This window comes from Arenibacterium sp. CAU 1754 (assembly GCF_054482635.1).
In genome coordinates this window covers 558,699-574,907 of record NZ_JBTLRG010000002.1, presented here as the reverse complement: position 1 = coordinate 574,907, position 16,209 = coordinate 558,699, and the positions used below count along the sequence as shown (strand labels likewise).

The window sequence follows — 16,209 nt, the reverse complement described above, 5'->3', positions numbered from 1 at the left end:
AACAACGGGAGAACCAGATGACCCTCATGAAAACCCTTATGGGTGCCGCCGCGAGCCTTGCCCTGACCGCAGGTGCTGCGCTGGCCGAACCGGCCCTCATCTTTGACCTGGGCGGAAAGTTCGACAAATCCTTCAACGAGGCCGCGTTCAATGGGGCCAAACGTTGGGCCGATGAAACCGGCGAAAGCTTTCGTGAAATCGAACTGCAATCCGAAGCCCAGCGCGAACAAGCATTGCGCCGCTTTGCCGAAGCGGGCGCAAACCCGATCGTCATGGCCGGTTTCGCCTTTGCCGATGCCCTGGGTCAGGTCGCGGCCGATTACCCGGACACAAGGTTCGTGATCATCGACATGGTGGTTGATGCCCCCAACGTTCGCTCAGTCGTGTTCAACGAACACGAAGGGTCATACCTGGTCGGCATGATGGCTGCGCAGGCATCAAAATCGGGCACGGTCGGCTTTATCGGCGGTATGGACATCCCGCTGATCCGCAAATTCGCCTGTGGCTATGCCCAGGGCGTTCTGGCCGCCAACCCCGAGGCCAAGGTCATCGCAAACATGACCGGCACCACCCCGTCGGCCTGGAATGACCCGGTCAAGGGATCGGAGCTGACCAAGGCACAGATCAGCCAGGGTGCAGATGTCGTCTATGCTGCGGCTGGCGGTACGGGCGTCGGTGTTCTGCAGACCGCTGCAGATGAAGGCATCCTGTCGATCGGTGTGGACAGCAACCAGAACTATCTGCACCCGGGCAAGGTTCTGACCTCGATGATGAAACGCGTCGACAATGCGGTGTATGCGGCCTTTACCGATGGTCCCGACATGGAAACCGGATTCAACGTCATGGGTCTGGCCAATGGCGGTGTGGGCTATGCAATGGATGACAACAACGCCGCGCTGGTCAGTGCCGAAATGCAGGCCGCGGTTGATGCCGCATCGGCCAAGATCGCCAGCGGCGAGTTGAAAGTGCACGACTATATGTCTGACGACAGCTGCCCGGTTCTCAGCTTCTGATTGGAACGCGGGGCCGAATTTTCGGCCCCGCATTTCACCGCGCGACCCATTTTTCTGTTCTTTTTGCCAAGACATTCCTCGGCGGCCCCGGTTCAGAAAAATACCGCGGCCAAAAATAACGGAAAGACACGTCCGGTTGTCGGCGGTCATAGTGTGAAATCATGAACACCCAAGCCCCCGCAATCGAACTCAAAGGCATATCCAAGGCGTTCGGCCCGGTGCAGGCCAACAAGGATATTTCCATCAGCGTCGCCCCCGGCACGATCCACGGGATCATTGGTGAAAACGGCGCGGGCAAATCCACGTTGATGAGCATTCTCTATGGTTTTTACAAAGCTGATAAGGGCGAGATTTTCATCGGCGGACAGAAAACCGAAATTCCCGACAGCCAGGCCGCCATCGCCGCCGGGATCGGGATGGTGTTTCAGCACTTCAAACTGGTCGAAAACTTTACCGTTCTGGAAAACATCATTCTGGGCGCCGAGGACGGGGGGCTGTTGAAACCCTCGCTGTCCAAGGCCCGCGCCACTCTGGTCGATCTTGAACGCGAATACGGGCTGAACGTGGACCCCGACGCCGTGATCGAGGATCTGGGCGTGGGCAAACAACAGCGGGTCGAAATCCTCAAGGCGCTGTACCGGCAGGCCGAAATCCTGATCCTGGACGAACCCACGGGCGTTCTGACCCCGGCCGAGGCGGATCAGCTGTTCCGCATCCTGCATCGCCTGCGCGAAGAGGGCAAAACCATCATCCTGATCACCCACAAGCTGCGCGAGATCATGGATATCACCGACACGGTCAGCGTGATGCGGCGCGGCGAGATGACCGCCACGGTCAAAACCGCAGACACCAGCCCCGAACACCTGGCCGAGCTGATGGTGGGCCGCAAGGTTCTGTTGCGCGTCGACAAGGCGCCCGCCACACCGGGCAAGCCGGTTCTGGAAATCCAGAACCTGCATGTCACGGACGAGACCGGCGTTGAACGGATCAAAGGCATAGACCTGACCGTGCGAGCAGGCGAAATCCTGGGCATTGCCGGGGTCGCCGGGAACGGTCAGTCCGAATTGCTTGAGGTGCTTGGCGGCATGCGCCGCGCCACCGGCACGATCCTGTTGAACGGTCAGCCACTTGATTTGACCGGCAAACAGTCAGACGGGCAGTCGCGCCGGGCGCGGGGCATTGCCCACGTTCCCGAGGACCGGCAGCGCGAAGGTCTGATCATGGACTTCCACGCCTGGGAAAACGTCGCCTTTGGCTATCACCACGATGCCACCTATCAGCGCAACGCCCTGTTCATGAACAACGCCGCCCTGCGCCGCGACACCGCGGCGAAGATGGAAAAATTTGACGTGCGACCGCCCGACCCGTGGCTGGCCGCCAAGAATTTTTCCGGCGGCAACCAGCAAAAGATCGTCGTTGCCCGTGAAATCGAACGCAATCCCGACCTGCTGCTTGTCGGGCAGCCCACCCGCGGCGTGGACATCGGGGCCATCGAATTCATCCACCAGCAGATCGTCGCCCTGCGCGATCAGGGCAAAGCGATCCTTCTGGTCTCGGTCGAGCTTGAGGAAATCTTCTCGCTCGCCGATCGCATCGCAGTCATGTTCGACGGGCACATCATGGGTGAACGCATGCCACAGGACACCGACGAAACAGAACTGGGCCTGCTGATGGCCGGCGTGAACGAAGAGGCCGCTTGATGGATGTGATGCCAAAATGGGCCGAGGTGGTCCTGGTTCCCCTGATCTCGCTGAGCCTGGCGGCCATTCTGTCGGCGCTGGTCATTCTTGGCATTGGCGAAGACCCCATCGCCGCCGTGAAGCTGATGGTCAATGGGGCGCTGGGGTCCACCTATGGCTGGGGTTACACGCTCTACTATGCAACCAACTTCATGTTCACCGGGCTGGCCGTCGCGGTGGCCTTTCACGCGCGCCTGTTCAACATCGGCGGCGAAGGTCAGGCGATGCTGGGCGGATTGGGCGTGGCGATGGTGTGCGTCTATATCCCGTGGCCTCACTGGTCGCTGGCGCTGATCTTCGCGTCCCTCGCAGCCGCCCTGTTCGGCGCAGCCTGGGCAGCGATTCCGGCCTATCTTCAGGCCAAGCGCGGCAGCCATATCGTGATCACCACCATCATGTTCAACTTCATCGCCGCCGCGGTGCTGAATTACATGCTGGTCAACGTGATGCGCCCCGAAGGGTCGATGGACCCGGCAACCCGGCGTTTCCCCGAGGCTGTGCACCTGCCGACGCTGCACGAATTGCTGGCCCCCTTGGGCATTTCGTTTTCCAAGGCCGCACCGGCCAACATCAGCCTGCTTGTCGCCATCGCCGCCTGTGTCGTTATCTGGCTGCTGATCTGGCGCACGCGTCTGGGCTATTCCATCCGTGCCTATGGGCATTCGGAAAGCGGCGCGCTTTACGCGGGCATTTCTCCGGTGCGCATCACCATGATCGCGATGCTGATCTCGGGGGCCTTGGCTGGCCTGATGGCAATCAACAATGTCATGGGCGAGGCCGAGCGCCTTGTCCTGAACGCCACCGAAGGGGCCGGTTTCATCGGGATCGCTGTTGCGCTGATGGGCCGTTCGCACCCCTTTGGCGTTTTCCTGGCGGCCATCCTGTTCGGCTTTCTCTATCAGGGCGGCGCCGAACTTGCGCTCTGGACCAAGATCCCGCGCGAATTGATCGTGGTCATCCAGGCGCTGGTGATCCTGTTCACCGGCGCATTGGACAACATGGTGCGCATGCCGCTTGAAAAACTGTTCCTTGCCCTGCGGAAGGAAAACGGCTGATGGATTTCCTGACGATCATCCAGGTGCTCGACAGCACCATCCGCCTGGCAACTCCTCTTTTGCTGGCCTGCCTTGCCGGGTTGTTTTCCGAACGGGCCGGGATTTTCGACATCGGACTGGAAGGCAAGATGCTTGCAGCCGCCTTTTTCTCGGCCGCCATCGCCGCCGTTTCGGGGTCGGTCTGGCTTGGCCTGCTGGCCGGAATCGCGGCTTCCCTTGCTCTGTCAGCCTTGCATGGTCTGGCATCGATCACCTTTCGCGGCAATCAATTGATTTCCGGTGTCGCGATCAATTTTCTTGCCGCGGGCATGACAGTTCTGATCGCGCAGGACTGGTTTCAACAAGGTGGGCGCACCCCGTCACTGATCGGTGGTGGACGGTTCAACCCGATCACCTTCCCCTTTGCCGAACCCCTGCGTGATGTGCCCGGCCTTGGCCCCGTCTATTCCGAATTAATCTCGGGCCACTCGGTCCTTGTCTATATCGCCATTCTGGCGGTGCCCGCCACGTGGTGGATCCTTTACCGCACCCGGTTCGGCCTGCGCCTGCGCGCCGTTGGGGAAAACCCAGCCGCGGTCGATACGGCCGGTGTTTCAGTTGTGGGCCTGCGCTATGCCGCTGTCGGCATCTGTGGCATCCTTTGCGGGATCGCCGGGGCCTATCTGGCAACCGCGCTTCAGGCCGGGTTCGTCAAGGACATGACCGCCGGGCGCGGGTTTATCGCGCTTGCCGCGCTGATCTTTGCCAAATGGCGTCCATGGCACGCAATGTGGGCCTGTCTTCTGTTCGGATTCCTGCAAGCCATTGCGCTGAGGTACCAGAACATCAACATCGGAGACTTCGTGATCCCGGTCCAGGTCATGGACGCCCTGCCCTATGTTCTGACCGTCGTTATTCTGGCCGGATTTGTGGGCAAGGCCATCCCGCCGCGCGCTGGTGGTGAACCTTATGTCAAGGAACGCTAGGACAGCGCGGCATTTCTGTGCACTATGGGGCCAGTTCGCTCCCATCGATCAGGCCTGTGGTCGCATCCGGGGACTGAGATATTGATTGACTGCCACGGGGTGGGCTAGGAACGGCCATGCAAATTTATCTGCCCATCGCCGAGGTATCGGTAGACGCCTTCCTTCTTTTGGGTCTGGGGGGACTGGTGGGCATCCTGTCGGGCATGTTCGGCGTGGGCGGCGGTTTCCTGATGACGCCGCTGTTGTTCTTTATCGGCATCCCCCCGGCCGTCGCTGTTGCGACCGAAGCCAACCAGATCGTCGCCTCGTCCTTTTCCGGTGTGCTGGCACATTTCCGACGAAAAACCGTCGATCTGAAAATGGGCGTCGTTCTTTTGATCGGCGGTCTGGCCGGGGCGGCGCTGGGTGTTGTGGTCTTCAACTATCTCAAGGCGATCGGCCAGGTCGATCTGCTGGTTCGGCTTTGTTACGTCGTCTTTCTTGGTGTCGTCGGCGGGTTGATGTTCCTGGAAAGCCTGAATGCTATCCGCAAAAGCCGTAAAGCTAAGGCATCCGGCCGCCCGGCCCCTCCGGTGCGCCGTCACCGCAGCTGGATCCACGCCTTGCCCTTCAAGATGCGGTTTCGCACCTCGGGGCTTTATATTTCGGCGATTCCGCCGCTTTTGGTCGGCGTCGCCGTTGGCATTCTCGCGGCGATCATGGGCGTGGGTGGCGGGTTCATCATGGTTCCGGCCATGATCTATCTGCTGGGCATGCCAACCAAGGTCGTCGTGGGCACGTCGCTGTTTCAGATCATCTTTGTCACCGCCTTCACCACCATGCTGCACGCCACGACCAACTATACCGTCGATATCGTTCTTGCCGTTCTGTTGTTGATCGGTGGCGTTGTCGGGGCCCAGATCGGCACCCAGATCGGCGTGCGCATGAAAGCCGAACAGTTGCGTATCCTTCTGGCGCTGTTGGTGCTGGTGGTGTGTGCCAAACTGGCACTTGATCTGTTGCTGCAACCGTCCGAGCTTTATTCCCTCGGCTTTGCGGGTGGGCACTGAACAATGCGCATCTGGCTGTTACTCCTGATATTCCTTCTGCCCACATGGGCCACTTCGGAAGAGGTGGTTCTGGGCCTGTCACGCGACAAGGTGGCCATCACCACCAGCTTTGACGGGTCCGAAATCCTGATCTTTGGCGCGGTAAAACGTGAAGAGCCAATTCCGACTGAGGCCCCATTGGAAGTCGTGATTACCGTGACCGGCCCGTTCGCCCCGGTGACGGTGCGCCGCAAGGCCAAGAAATTCGGTATCTGGGTGAATACGGACGCCGTCGAGGTGGATGCAGCCCCCAGTTTTTATGCCGTTGCCACAACCGCCCCCCTGCGTGAGGTTCTGCGCGATGTGGAGGACCTGCGCCAGAGAATCTCGATCAATCGGGTAATCCGCTCGGTCGGGGCGCCATCGAACATCAAGGACTCTGCGAATTTCACCAAGGCGGTGATCCGTATCCGGCAGGATCAGGGCCTTTACCAGATGCTCGAAGGTCAGGTGGCCCTGGACGAACAAACCCTGTTCCGGACCGCCATCGAACTGCCCTCCAATCTGACCGAGGGCGACTATGCAACCCGCATTTTCCTGACCCGCAACGGCGAAATCGTATCGAGTTATGAAACCTCGATCGATGTGCGCAAGGTGGGTCTGGAACGCTGGCTATTTGTTCTGTCCCGTGAAAACGCGCCGCTTTACGGCCTGATGTCGCTGGCCATCGCCATTGCAGCCGGCTGGGGCGCTTCGGCGGCTTTCCGTCTGTTGCGCAACAGCTGAAGGTGCGCAGGATGACCTGCGGTTAACGCCACGCCCTGATTTCACGTGATCCGGTCTTGGCTAGCCGCGTCCGATGTAGGGCATTTTTGTCGCCATGACGGTCATGAACTGCACATTCGCCTCAAGCGGCAAACTGGCCATGTGCAACACCGACCGCGCCGCATCTGCAACGTGCATCGTTTCGGGAACGTCTCCGCCTTCGGCCACGGCGCGCGCCTTGAGCTCGGCCACCATGGGTGTCTCGGCATTGCCGATGTCGATCTGCCCACAGGCAATGTTGAACGGCCGACCATCCAGAGACAGGGTCCGGGTCAATCCGGTCACCGCGTGTTTGGTGGTTGTATAGGTCACCGAACCGGGGCGCGGCACATAGGCTGAAATCGACCCGTTGTTGATGATCCTCCCGCCCTGCGGATCCTGCGCACGCATCGCGCCAAAGGCAAGACGCGCGGCCAGAAACATTCCCGTCAGGTTGACCGCAACCGCACTATGCCAATGCTCCAGCGGGATTTCGTCGATGGTGCCGGGGGGAGTGAAAATCCCTGCGTTGTTGAACAGCACGTCAATCCGCCCTGTCTTGCCCAAGAAGCGGGCAAAGGCCGCTTCCATGCCGTCTGCGTCCGTCACATCCGCGACCAGTGGAATGGCGTTTTCATATTGCTGCGCGATTTCGTCCAGTCGCGCCCCACGGCGGGCCAGAATGCCCACCTGCCAGCCGTTTTCAAGAAACTGTTCAGCCGTCGCGCGGCCTATGCCCGAGCTGGCGCCCGTGATGAGAATGCTTTTCATATGTCCTCACTTTCCAACGTCAAAGGAGCCACCGGCGTGCCGCGCAGATCGTCCACCTTGAGCGCATGCACTGGTTTTGACAGTCGGTTGCGCACAACCCAGATCAGCCGGTCCTGCGCCCGCGTGATCGCAACATAGGCCAACCGTTTCCAAAGCGGCTGCCCCGCCTCCATCCGCCCCATCCGGGCTGCAACGAACAGGTCGGGCGCGAACACCTGCACGGTGTCCCACTGGCTGCCTTGCGCCTTGTGGATCGTCACTGCGGCCCCGTGTAAAAACGTGGCCCCCATGCGCGCGGCAAAGGGGATGAACGGTTCTTCTTCATCCGGTTTTTCGATCTTGACGATGGATGCGGCGCTGACCTGCGGGTCTTCGGCCCCAATCACGTGAAGACGTGAAAACCCCGGTTTGCGCCCCGGTCCCAAATAGACTACCTGCGCCCCCTTGATCAGGCCGCGCGCCTCAAGGTCGAGACGTTTTTTGCGATGCTTCAGCGGCAGTTCGATGCCATCGCAAATCAGCGGCTCCCCTTCCAGGAGTGCGTCCTCGGGCGCCCCGTAGACCGTGCGAAAAGCGTTGATCAGGCGGATGCGCGTTGCATTGCGCCAGACCAGAACCGGACTGCGGGCCATCAGGTCCACCTCGACCCGCTGGCCCCACACGACCCGGTCATCGCGCTTGGCCGTCTCTTCGATCATCCGCTCGAAATCATGGAATTCCAACTGTGGATCGGCCAGTGCATGTGCCAGATCCAGAATGGGGTTGTCAGCGTCCTGCCGGTGAATTCGGCTCAGTTCGAGCTTGCGCGGGGCGGCCAGCCCGTCAAACACCATCGAGCCGGATTGATTGACCGGGGCCAGCTGGGCCGGGTCGCCAAACAAAAGCAGGTTGGGGAAAATCTCCTGCAGGTCCTCGAACTGACGTTCGTCCAGCATCGACGCTTCGTCGACAAATCCGATGTCGAGCGGTTCTTCGCGCCGTTTCCATCCGGTGATGAAATCCGATCCCTTGAGGCCCGCGGCCGCCAATGCCCCCGGGATCGATTTGTTGCCCGCGTAAAAGGCCGCTGCGCGGTCCAGCGCCTGATCGGTCAGGCCTTCGATTTCAGGGCGCTCGCCCTCGCCCGCCAGCCATTCGGCAATGCGTTCATATTCCGGGTCATAAACCGGAGTGTATAGAATGCGGTGGATGGTCGTGGCAGGCACGCCGCGCAGGCGCAGCACGCTGGCGGCCTTGTTCGTGGGGGCCAGAATGGCGAGCGAGCGCTTGTCCTTGCGCTTGCGGCTTTCATAATCGCCCGAGACGACCTCGACCCCGGCCTGTTCCAGCGCTTTGTAGAGTTCGGCCAGCAACAGGGTCTTACCTGATCCGGCCTTGCCGATCACGGCCAGAACACCGCTGCCCTCGCCGCGCGGTGGGGTAAGCAGGCTGTCATCCAGATCAACCCCCGCACTGCGCAGCATGTCGGCCACGCTGTCATATGCGGCGGCCTGATCCTCGGAAAAAATCACGGGTGGCGCGGTCATGGCGCGACCCTACAGTCGCGCCGCGAAATCCGCCAGATACGACCGGCAGCTTTTACCCGGTCAGGAGCATTGCGTTTGCCGCCTCAGAGCCGAAAGAACGATCAAACCACAGCCGCGACAGGTCTGGCGAGACCCCGGCGCGCTTGGCAACCCGCGCCTTGGCTTCGGGCGTAAAGGACCACAGACCGACACTGATCTTTTCGCGGCCCTGCCCCTCGGACCCAAGAACCTCGGGCGAAGATCCGATCGCCTTGTAAATCCGCTCCATCCGGGCGTCGAACACACCTGCGAAATGGCGAATGCCAAAATTGGTCATGATCTCACCGCCGCCCAGCATCAACGCGGCAGCAACCCGTGACTTGGCATCGCGCGACAGGCAAAACCGCGTACATTCCCAGATCAGCGGGCTGGTGATGGGGGCGCCACCGGTCAGGTGGCCGAAAATGTCATTGACCATCACCCGACCGGTGGTCGGCAGAAACCGCATGGAGCCGCCATGGGTTCCATCCGGAGTTTCCCAGATCACGTATAACGGGTTCAATGCGTCGTATTCATCACGTTCGAACCCCTGTTCATCGACATCAACATCCCACCCCAGTCGGGTGCGGAATTGATCGGCGCGATCGATGAACATCGACCGGCCCAGTTTTTCGAATTTGTGCAGATCATTAGCATAGACATAGCGCAGCATGAGCAGTTCCCCTTGTCGTCCTGGCTGATACCAAAACTAGGAAAAGCTTGGTTAACAGCCGGTAGGGGCACCGCGCGGTCGATAAACTTTTATGTGGATTACACGACAATCAGTCCGCGGCTCATGGCGCGCGCGACGGCATGCGTGGTGTTGAGCGCGCCCAGTTTGAACCGCGCGCTTTCGATATAAACACGTAACGTATGTTCCGAAATCGACAGGGTTTCGGCCACCTGCGCCCGGCTATACCCCATCGCCAAAAGGGTCATTGAATCTACTTCACGCGGAGAAAGCGCGCGGGACTGTTCGGGTTGCCGGCTGGGTTCGAACTCAAGCGCCTTTCGATTGAAATAATGCGCCATTAGGATCAAGCTGCGACTGTTTTCCTCGGTAAAACGGGCCCACGTTTCATCATCACAGGAGTGGTTGGCCGTGAACAGGGCAAACTGCCCTTTCGGGCCGCGAATGGGAATGGAATAGCCCTGATTTCCAACCCCGTGCTGTAGCGCATCAACCAGAAAGGTGCGCGCCGCTTTGCCGGACCAATCGAGACGTTTCCAGTCCACCGGGTGAAACCGCTGAAAACACCCAACGATGACCGGATCGGTGCGCAGATACTCCTGCGTCAGATACCGCTCGACCCAGATATCATCATAGGTGCCACAGCCGTACTGATCCCCGGCGCTATCCACCCAGTGATATACCATGTGATCAATTGCATAAGCGTCTCGCAACGAATAGATGACCGATTTCAGCCCCTCAAGCGCGCTGGTGGCGTCCAACTGTTCGATGATCTGATCCAAATTGACGTTGCTCGCCATTTGTCCGGTTGATCGCCTCTTGTGCTTTGGCTGCAATCTCGGACGCTGCTATGAGCGTGGTGTCGTCCAGCTGCTCGGCCAGGGCGGTCAGGCCATTGGCATCGGCAAACGATTTGAGGTCGGCCAGAACGTCCAAAATCCAGTCGTTGTGTTTCATGAGATTTGTTCCGGAGTAGTTAACAAATAGTTAACACAACTATAGCATGTGGCATTTTGTTAGGATATTCGCCGCTTTCAACTCCCCCGAATTGGCGAGGGCAGGAAATGCAAACCACTGATTTCCCTGAATCCGCGCAATACACGCAAAAATGCCCGCGAAACGCATTTGCGATTCGCGGGCATTTTCTGTTCGTCAGCGAAGCGAATGATTAAGGACGCGCCTCAAGCACTTCTTCCAATGTACGCAGCCCTGTTTTGGGCGCCTGAACCAGAACCGACATGTTGCCGGGCTTGTGTTCGTTGCGCAGCATCTTCATGTGCGCCTGCGGCAGGTCGGCCCAGTCGAACACTTCGGACATACACGGATCAAGGCGACGCTCAAGCATGAGCTTGTTCGCGGCGCTGGCCTGCTTCAGGTGCGCAAAGTGGCTGCCCTGCAAACGTTTCTGGTGCATCCACATATACCGCACGTCGAATGTCAGGTTGAAACCGGTGGTGCCGGCGCAGATCACGACCATGCCGCCTTTCTTGACCACAAAGGTCGAAACGGGGAATGTCGCCTCACCCGGATGTTCGAACACCATGTCGACGTTCACACCCTTGCCGGTGATGTCCCAGATCGCCTTGCCAAATTTGCGCGCCTCGGTGAACCAAGTGGCGTATTCAGGCGTGTTGACCGTGGGCAATTGGCCCCAGCAGTTGAAATCCTTGCGGTTCAGAACGCCCTTGGCGCCCAGGTCCATGACAAAGTCACGCTTGGATTCATCCGAAATCACGCCGATGGCATTGGCGCCAGCGGTATTGATCAACTGGATCGCGTAAGAGCCCAGACCGCCCGATGCGCCCCAGACCAGAACGTTCTGACCGGGCTTCAGGTCATGCGGTTCGTGACCGAACAGCATGCGATAGGCGGTTGCCAGCGTCAGGGTGTAACAGGCCGATTCTTCCCAGGTCAGGTGCTTGGGGCGCGGCATCAGCTGCTGAGCCTGAACATTGGTGAACTGGGCAAAGGACCCATCAGGCGTTTCATAGCCCCAGATGCGCTGGCTGGGCGAATACATGGGATCGCCGCCGTTGCATTCCTCGTCGTCACCATCGTCCTGATTGCAGTGAATAACGACCTCGTCGCCGACCTTCCAGCGCTTGACCTTGTCACCCACGGCCCAGACGATGCCAGCGGCATCCGATCCTGCGATGTGATAAGGTTGCTTGTGGCCGTCAAATGGGCTGATTGGTTTACCCAGGGCGGCCCAGACGCCGTTATAGTTGACGCCAGCCGCCATCACCAGAACCAGCACCTCGTGGCTGTCCAGTACGGGAACGTCGACAACCTCTTGCAGCATGGCGGTATCGGGGTCGCCGTGACGTTCCTTGCGAATGGCCCATGCGTACATCTGCTTGGGCACATAGCCCAGCGGAGGGATTTCACCCATCTCGTACAGGTCTTTTTCGGGCGCCTCGTACGGCGCGATATCGCCGTTGGTGTCCAAAGCCATGCTGGCCTCCTATTTTGCTTTTCTTTGCCGCGGTGCAGAATCGCACGCTTGAACTTGGAATATGAAGAGATGCGCAACAATGCAATAGCTCGACGCCCCAAATTTGTAATTTTATGACCCTGCGACTGCAGAAATTTCGTTTGCGCCCGCAGAAACCCCCGGGTCATCTCCGGGAATCAGATGCCGGATCGAATTTGCATAGTACTGCAAAATCTTCATTTCCGCCGGATCGGGCACATACTTGCCGCCTTCTTCGCGCAGGACCCCGCGTTCAACCAGATGGCGCAGCCCGACTTCGGCGCCGTAATCGCGGTTGTCGCGCGGCAGATGGGTATGGGCGGTCGGCAGCCGTGTCAAAAGCGCACTCAGACCCCGTTCAACCTCGGCCCGGGTCATTGCTCCATTTTCCAGAACCAGCCAGCTGACCAGCGGCACTGGCAGCACCGGAACGATCGCGCCGATCCGGTCCATCAGTTCCTGCGCCAGCTGCATGGTCACATCGCCCGGATGGCCCGCCGTAAATTCGCGCAGCGAAACAGGCCGTCCGAAACTGACCGCGGCATAGCCGAACCGATGATATCGTCCGCTCACCCGCAACCAGAGCTGTTTCACGATACTGCGGGCAATCATACCGATCCCCGCCTGGAACCGATGGTTCGGGTCTTCGGCGGCGGCGGTCAGCGCCCGGTCCTCAAGCACGCGGTCATAATTCAACGCAACCGGCACAAAGACGACGTCGTGGGTCTCGGGGTCAGTTGCTTCGATGATGTATTTCAGCAGTCCCATTTTAGGCGGCATCAGTGCGCCGGTCCTCGACAACCCGCCCTCGGGAAACATGGCCTGCGTCACACCCGCCTGGGTCGCGAGCTGGACATATCGGGCCAGTACAGTGCGATAGAGTTCATTGCGCGATTTGCGGCGAATGAAATAGGCCCCCATCGCCCGGATCAGCCCGCTGAGCGGCCAGACCTGCGCCCATTCGCCCACAGCATAAGAGAGGGCAGACCGGTCCGCCGCCAGATAGGTGACCAGCACGTAATCCATGTTGCTACGATGGTTCATTACGAAAACGACCGTTGCGTCGGTATCGATTTCAGACAGGTCCATGGGCTCAAAATGGCCCAACCGGACGCGATACAAGGCATCGCCCAGAAACTTGGCTGCACGGATGGCAAAGCCGAAATATGCCGAGGCCGAAAAGGCCGGAACAATTTCCTTGGCATACCGGCGGGCGCGTTCAAAGGCGACGTTTTCCGGAATCCCCTCGGCCTCGGCATGTTTCGCAACCGCCTGCGCCACCTGCGGATCATAGATCAGCCTCTGGATCATGTCATAGCGGCGGGCCAGCTTGAAAGGTTGGATCGGACGTTCAAGCCGCTGGTTCAGCCTTGCGACGACGCGTTCAAGACGGCGGCGAAAATACCAGCGCACCGACGGGAACAGGAAATGTGATGCAAAAGTAATCGCTGCAAAGAGCAGGATCAGAATGAACAGCCAAAGAGGTAATTCGACAGTGGAATTCATGCCCGATCCTTGCAAGCCTGATCGTGCAGGTAAACATGAATCGCGCCCCTGCCCTGCACCTTTCGCGTGCAGCCTGTGCGTCCACGCGGGCTTTTGCCAAATGCCGCGATGCAGCGAATTGACATGTGCCAAAAATTTCTGTTTAGACATACCCAACGCAATATTATTACTCACAGCGACTCATGAGGCCCCGACGATGCAAACGCAAAAAGACCGCCCCTGGCTGATCCGCACCTACGCAGGACACTCCACCGCCAAGGCCTCGAACGCGTTGTACCGGGGCAATCTGGCCAAAGGGCAGACCGGCCTTTCCGTCGCCTTCGATCTGCCCACCCAGACCGGGTATGACAGCGACCATGTTCTGGCGCGGGGTGAGGTCGGCAAAGTTGGCGTGCCTGTATCCCACCTGGGCGATATGCGCGCACTGTTCGACGAAATTCCGCTCGAGCAGATGAATACATCGATGACGATCAACGCCACGGCCCCGTGGTTGCTGGCGCTTTATATCGCCGTGGCCGAGGAACAGGGCGCGGATGTGTCCAAGCTGCAAGGCACGGTGCAGAACGACATCATCAAGGAATATCTGAGCCGGGGCACCTATATCTGCCCGCCCAAGCCCTCGCTGAAACTGATCACCGACGTTGCGGCCTATTGCTATACCAATGTTCCGAAATGGAACCCGATGAACGTGTGTTCCTATCACCTGCAAGAGGCCGGCGCGACGCCCGAGCAGGAACTGGCTTTTGCCCTCGCCACCGCCCAAGCGGTTCTGGACGGGCTCAAGGGTCAGGTCCCCGATGAAGATTTTCCAACCGTTGTCGGGCGTATTTCCTTCTTTGTGAATGCGGGTATCCGGTTCGTCACCGAGATGTGCAAAATGCGTGCCTTTGTCGAAATGTGGGATGAAATCTGTGAAAAACGCTATGGCGTGACAGACCCGAAAATGCGCCGTTTCCGGTACGGGGTTCAGGTCAATTCTCTGGGCCTGACGGAACAACAGCCTGAGAATAACGTTTACCGCATTCTGATCGAAATGCTCGCCGTGACCTTGTCGAAAAATGCCCGCGCCCGCGCGGTGCAATTGCCCGCCTGGAATGAAGCATTGGGCCTGCCCCGCCCGTGGGATCAGCAATGGTCAATGCGAATGCAGCAAATTCTGGCCTATGAAACCGATCTTCTGGAATACGGCGATCTGTTCGACAATAATCCGGTTGTCGATGCAAAGGTCGCCGAATTGAAAGAAGGCGCACGCGCCGAATTGGACAATCTCGAAAGTATGGGCGGCGCCATTTCGGCAATCGAATACATGAAATCCCGTCTTGTGGATTCAAATGCCGAACGTCTGAACCGCATCGAAGCAGGTGAAACGACCGTTGTTGGCGTCAACAAATTCACCACCACTGAACCCTCGCCTTTGATGAGCGAGGATGGCGGGATCATGGTGGTCGATCCCGCGGTTGAACAAGAACAGATCGACCGTTTGAACGGCTGGCGCGCCGAGCGGGACGACAATGCCGTTCAGGCGGCCCTGGCCGCGCTGCGCAATGCCGCCCGCAATGGTGAAAACGTCATGGAACCGTCCATCGCCGCCGCCAAGGCCGGCGTCACGACCGGGGAGTGGGCCGAAGAAATGCGTCAGGTTTTCGGCACCTATCGCGGCCCGACCGGAGTGTCGGGATCGGTATCGAACAAGACCGAAGGTCTGGACGACATTCGCGCCGCCGTCGATGCGGCCAGCGATGCGCTGGGCCGCCGGTTGAAATTCCTGGTGGGCAAGCCCGGCCTGGATGGCCATTCCAACGGCGCTGAACAGATTGCATTCCGCGCCCGCGACTGCGGCATGGATATTTCCTATGACGGCATTCGCATGACGCCCGAGGAAATCGTGACCGCTGCACAGGATGACAAGGCGCATGTGGTCGGTTTGTCGATCCTGTCAGGCAGCCATATTCCCTTGGTCGAAGACGTCATGACACGCATGAAAGCTGCCGGATTGGGCCATATTCCGGTTATTGTCGGTGGAATCATTCCGGAAGACGATGAAAAACGTCTGCGCGAAATGGGCGTTGCAAAAATCTATACGCCCAAGGACTTTGAGTTGAATACGATAATGATGGATATCGTTACGCTTGTGAATCCGGGATCAATTGCAGCGCAATAGAATTTTTTCTTCTGAAACAATGCATTATGACGCTGACATGCGTCATAACTCTCTGTTATCGATTTTCCTATTGCGTGCACTGGGGCCGCAATAACAATTGCAGGGAAATTAAATGGCGATTGATCTGAAGAATATGTCGCGCAAAGAGTTGCTGAAATTGCAGTCCGATATCGACAAGGCATTGGTTGCAGCCGAAGAACGCGAGCGGCGCGACGCATTGAAAGCCGCACAGGATGCAGCAGCAAAATTTGGTTATTCGCTTGATGACCTGGCCAATCCCGGAGATGGCCGCAAAAAGCGCCGTGCCAAGGGAAAACGCGCCAATGCCGCGCCCAAGTATCGCAATCCCGAAAATCCGGAACAGACCTGGTCGGGCATGGGGCGCAAACCACAATGGTTCCACGATGCCCTTGCCAACAAGGTCGACATCAAGGAGCTTGAGATCTGAGCGACCCTTGA

General features: G+C 59.0%; 15 protein-coding genes. 8 read left to right on the top strand and 7 right to left on the bottom strand.

What is annotated here, in order from left to right; all coding sequences use genetic code 11:
* Positions 1-17 precede the first annotated feature (17 nt).
* From ACXYMO_RS09555 to ACXYMO_RS09530, 6 genes are all read left to right on the top strand, one after another.
* Positions 18-1,013: a BMP family lipoprotein gene (locus ACXYMO_RS09555; RefSeq protein ID WP_458878469.1), complete on the top strand. Its 996-nt coding sequence runs from the start codon at positions 18-20 to the stop codon at positions 1,011-1,013.
* 161 nt (positions 1,014-1,174) lie between these two features.
* Positions 1,175-2,713, top strand: a complete 1,539-nt coding sequence (locus ACXYMO_RS09550; protein ID WP_458878468.1) for an ABC transporter ATP-binding protein — start codon at positions 1,175-1,177, stop codon at positions 2,711-2,713.
* On the top strand, positions 2,713-3,807 hold the full coding sequence (locus tag ACXYMO_RS09545) for an ABC transporter permease (RefSeq protein WP_458878467.1): 1,095 nt from the start codon (positions 2,713-2,715) through the stop codon (positions 3,805-3,807). The genes ACXYMO_RS09550 and ACXYMO_RS09545 overlap by 1 nt, the downstream gene beginning before the upstream one ends.
* Positions 3,807-4,772, top strand: coding sequence for an ABC transporter permease (locus ACXYMO_RS09540; protein WP_458878466.1), 966 nt, complete (start codon positions 3,807-3,809; stop codon positions 4,770-4,772). Before ACXYMO_RS09545 ends, ACXYMO_RS09540 begins: the two co-directional genes overlap by 1 nt.
* Before the next feature lie 116 nt (positions 4,773-4,888).
* On the top strand, positions 4,889-5,821 hold the full coding sequence (locus ACXYMO_RS09535; protein ID WP_458878465.1) for a sulfite exporter TauE/SafE family protein: 933 nt from the start codon (positions 4,889-4,891) through the stop codon (positions 5,819-5,821).
* A 3-nt stretch (positions 5,822-5,824) separates the two neighbouring features.
* Complete coding sequence (locus ACXYMO_RS09530; protein WP_458878464.1) at positions 5,825-6,586, top strand: TIGR02186 family protein; 762 nt, start codon at positions 5,825-5,827, stop codon at positions 6,584-6,586.
* A 60-nt stretch (positions 6,587-6,646) separates the two neighbouring features.
* Here ACXYMO_RS09530 and ACXYMO_RS09525 read toward each other — a convergent pair whose 3' ends face one another.
* The 7 genes from ACXYMO_RS09525 to ACXYMO_RS09495 form a co-directional block, all read right to left on the bottom strand.
* Positions 6,647-7,375 (bottom strand): SDR family oxidoreductase, encoded by a 729-nt coding sequence (locus tag ACXYMO_RS09525; protein WP_458878463.1) that lies wholly within the window; start codon positions 7,373-7,375, stop codon positions 6,647-6,649.
* Entirely contained in the window at positions 7,372-8,901 is a 1,530-nt protein-coding gene (locus tag ACXYMO_RS09520) for an ATP-dependent DNA helicase (protein ID WP_458878462.1), read from the bottom strand. The genes ACXYMO_RS09525 and ACXYMO_RS09520 overlap by 4 nt, the downstream gene beginning before the upstream one ends.
* Before the next feature lie 52 nt (positions 8,902-8,953).
* Positions 8,954-9,592, bottom strand: coding sequence for an acyl-homoserine-lactone synthase (locus tag ACXYMO_RS09515; protein ID WP_458878461.1), 639 nt, complete (start codon positions 9,590-9,592; stop codon positions 8,954-8,956).
* A 98-nt stretch (positions 9,593-9,690) separates the two neighbouring features.
* Positions 9,691-10,410 carry a helix-turn-helix transcriptional regulator gene (locus ACXYMO_RS09510; protein ID WP_458878460.1) on the bottom strand — a complete coding sequence of 240 codons (720 nt, stop codon included), beginning with the start codon at positions 10,408-10,410 and terminating at the stop codon, positions 9,691-9,693.
* A complete protein-coding gene (locus tag ACXYMO_RS09505) occupies positions 10,349-10,567 on the bottom strand; it encodes a hypothetical protein (protein WP_458878459.1) in 219 nt (72 codons plus the stop codon). The genes ACXYMO_RS09510 and ACXYMO_RS09505 overlap by 62 nt, the downstream gene beginning before the upstream one ends.
* A 211-nt stretch (positions 10,568-10,778) precedes the next feature.
* Positions 10,779-12,065: a crotonyl-CoA carboxylase/reductase gene (gene ccrA, locus ACXYMO_RS09500; RefSeq protein WP_458878458.1), complete on the bottom strand. Its 1,287-nt coding sequence runs from the start codon at positions 12,063-12,065 to the stop codon at positions 10,779-10,781.
* Positions 12,066-12,176: 111 nt separating this feature from the next.
* Positions 12,177-13,589, bottom strand: coding sequence for a 1-acyl-sn-glycerol-3-phosphate acyltransferase (locus ACXYMO_RS09495; RefSeq protein WP_458878457.1), 1,413 nt, complete (start codon positions 13,587-13,589; stop codon positions 12,177-12,179).
* A 196-nt stretch (positions 13,590-13,785) separates the two neighbouring features.
* On the opposite strand from ACXYMO_RS09495, the gene ACXYMO_RS09490 reads away from it, so the two are divergent.
* Positions 13,786-15,750: a methylmalonyl-CoA mutase family protein gene (locus ACXYMO_RS09490; protein WP_458878456.1), complete on the top strand. Its 1,965-nt coding sequence runs from the start codon at positions 13,786-13,788 to the stop codon at positions 15,748-15,750.
* 112 nt (positions 15,751-15,862) lie between these two features.
* Positions 15,863-16,198, top strand: a complete 336-nt coding sequence (locus tag ACXYMO_RS09485; protein WP_458878455.1) for an H-NS histone family protein — start codon at positions 15,863-15,865, stop codon at positions 16,196-16,198.
* Positions 16,199-16,209 lie beyond the last annotated feature (11 nt).

Bases quoted from the DNA above. Each gene is read 5' to 3' on its own strand.
- ACXYMO_RS09535 (WP_458878465.1), top strand. From the start codon at position 4,889: ATGCAAATTTATCTGCCCATCGCCGAGGTATCGGTAGACGCCTTCCTT.
- ACXYMO_RS09510 (WP_458878460.1), bottom strand. From the start codon at position 10,410: ATGGCGAGCAACGTCAATTTGGATCAGATCATCGAACAGTTGGACGCC.
- ACXYMO_RS09540 (WP_458878466.1), top strand. From the start codon at position 3,807: ATGGATTTCCTGACGATCATCCAGGTGCTCGACAGCACCATCCGCCTG.
- ACXYMO_RS09485 (WP_458878455.1), top strand. From the start codon at position 15,863: ATGGCGATTGATCTGAAGAATATGTCGCGCAAAGAGTTGCTGAAATTG.
- ACXYMO_RS09530 (WP_458878464.1), top strand. From the start codon at position 5,825: ATGCGCATCTGGCTGTTACTCCTGATATTCCTTCTGCCCACATGGGCC.
- ACXYMO_RS09505 (WP_458878459.1), bottom strand. From the start codon at position 10,567: ATGAAACACAACGACTGGATTTTGGACGTTCTGGCCGACCTCAAATCG.
- ACXYMO_RS09515 (WP_458878461.1), bottom strand. From the start codon at position 9,592: ATGCTGCGCTATGTCTATGCTAATGATCTGCACAAATTCGAAAAACTG.
- ACXYMO_RS09550 (WP_458878468.1), top strand. From the start codon at position 1,175: ATGAACACCCAAGCCCCCGCAATCGAACTCAAAGGCATATCCAAGGCG.
- ACXYMO_RS09495 (WP_458878457.1), bottom strand. From the start codon at position 13,589: ATGAATTCCACTGTCGAATTACCTCTTTGGCTGTTCATTCTGATCCTG.
- ACXYMO_RS09545 (WP_458878467.1), top strand. From the start codon at position 2,713: ATGGATGTGATGCCAAAATGGGCCGAGGTGGTCCTGGTTCCCCTGATC.
- ACXYMO_RS09520 (WP_458878462.1), bottom strand. From the start codon at position 8,901: ATGACCGCGCCACCCGTGATTTTTTCCGAGGATCAGGCCGCCGCATAT.
- ccrA (WP_458878458.1), bottom strand. From the start codon at position 12,065: ATGGCTTTGGACACCAACGGCGATATCGCGCCGTACGAGGCGCCCGAA.
- ACXYMO_RS09525 (WP_458878463.1), bottom strand. From the start codon at position 7,375: ATGAAAAGCATTCTCATCACGGGCGCCAGCTCGGGCATAGGCCGCGCG.
- ACXYMO_RS09555 (WP_458878469.1), top strand. From the start codon at position 18: ATGACCCTCATGAAAACCCTTATGGGTGCCGCCGCGAGCCTTGCCCTG.
- ACXYMO_RS09490 (WP_458878456.1), top strand. From the start codon at position 13,786: ATGCAAACGCAAAAAGACCGCCCCTGGCTGATCCGCACCTACGCAGGA.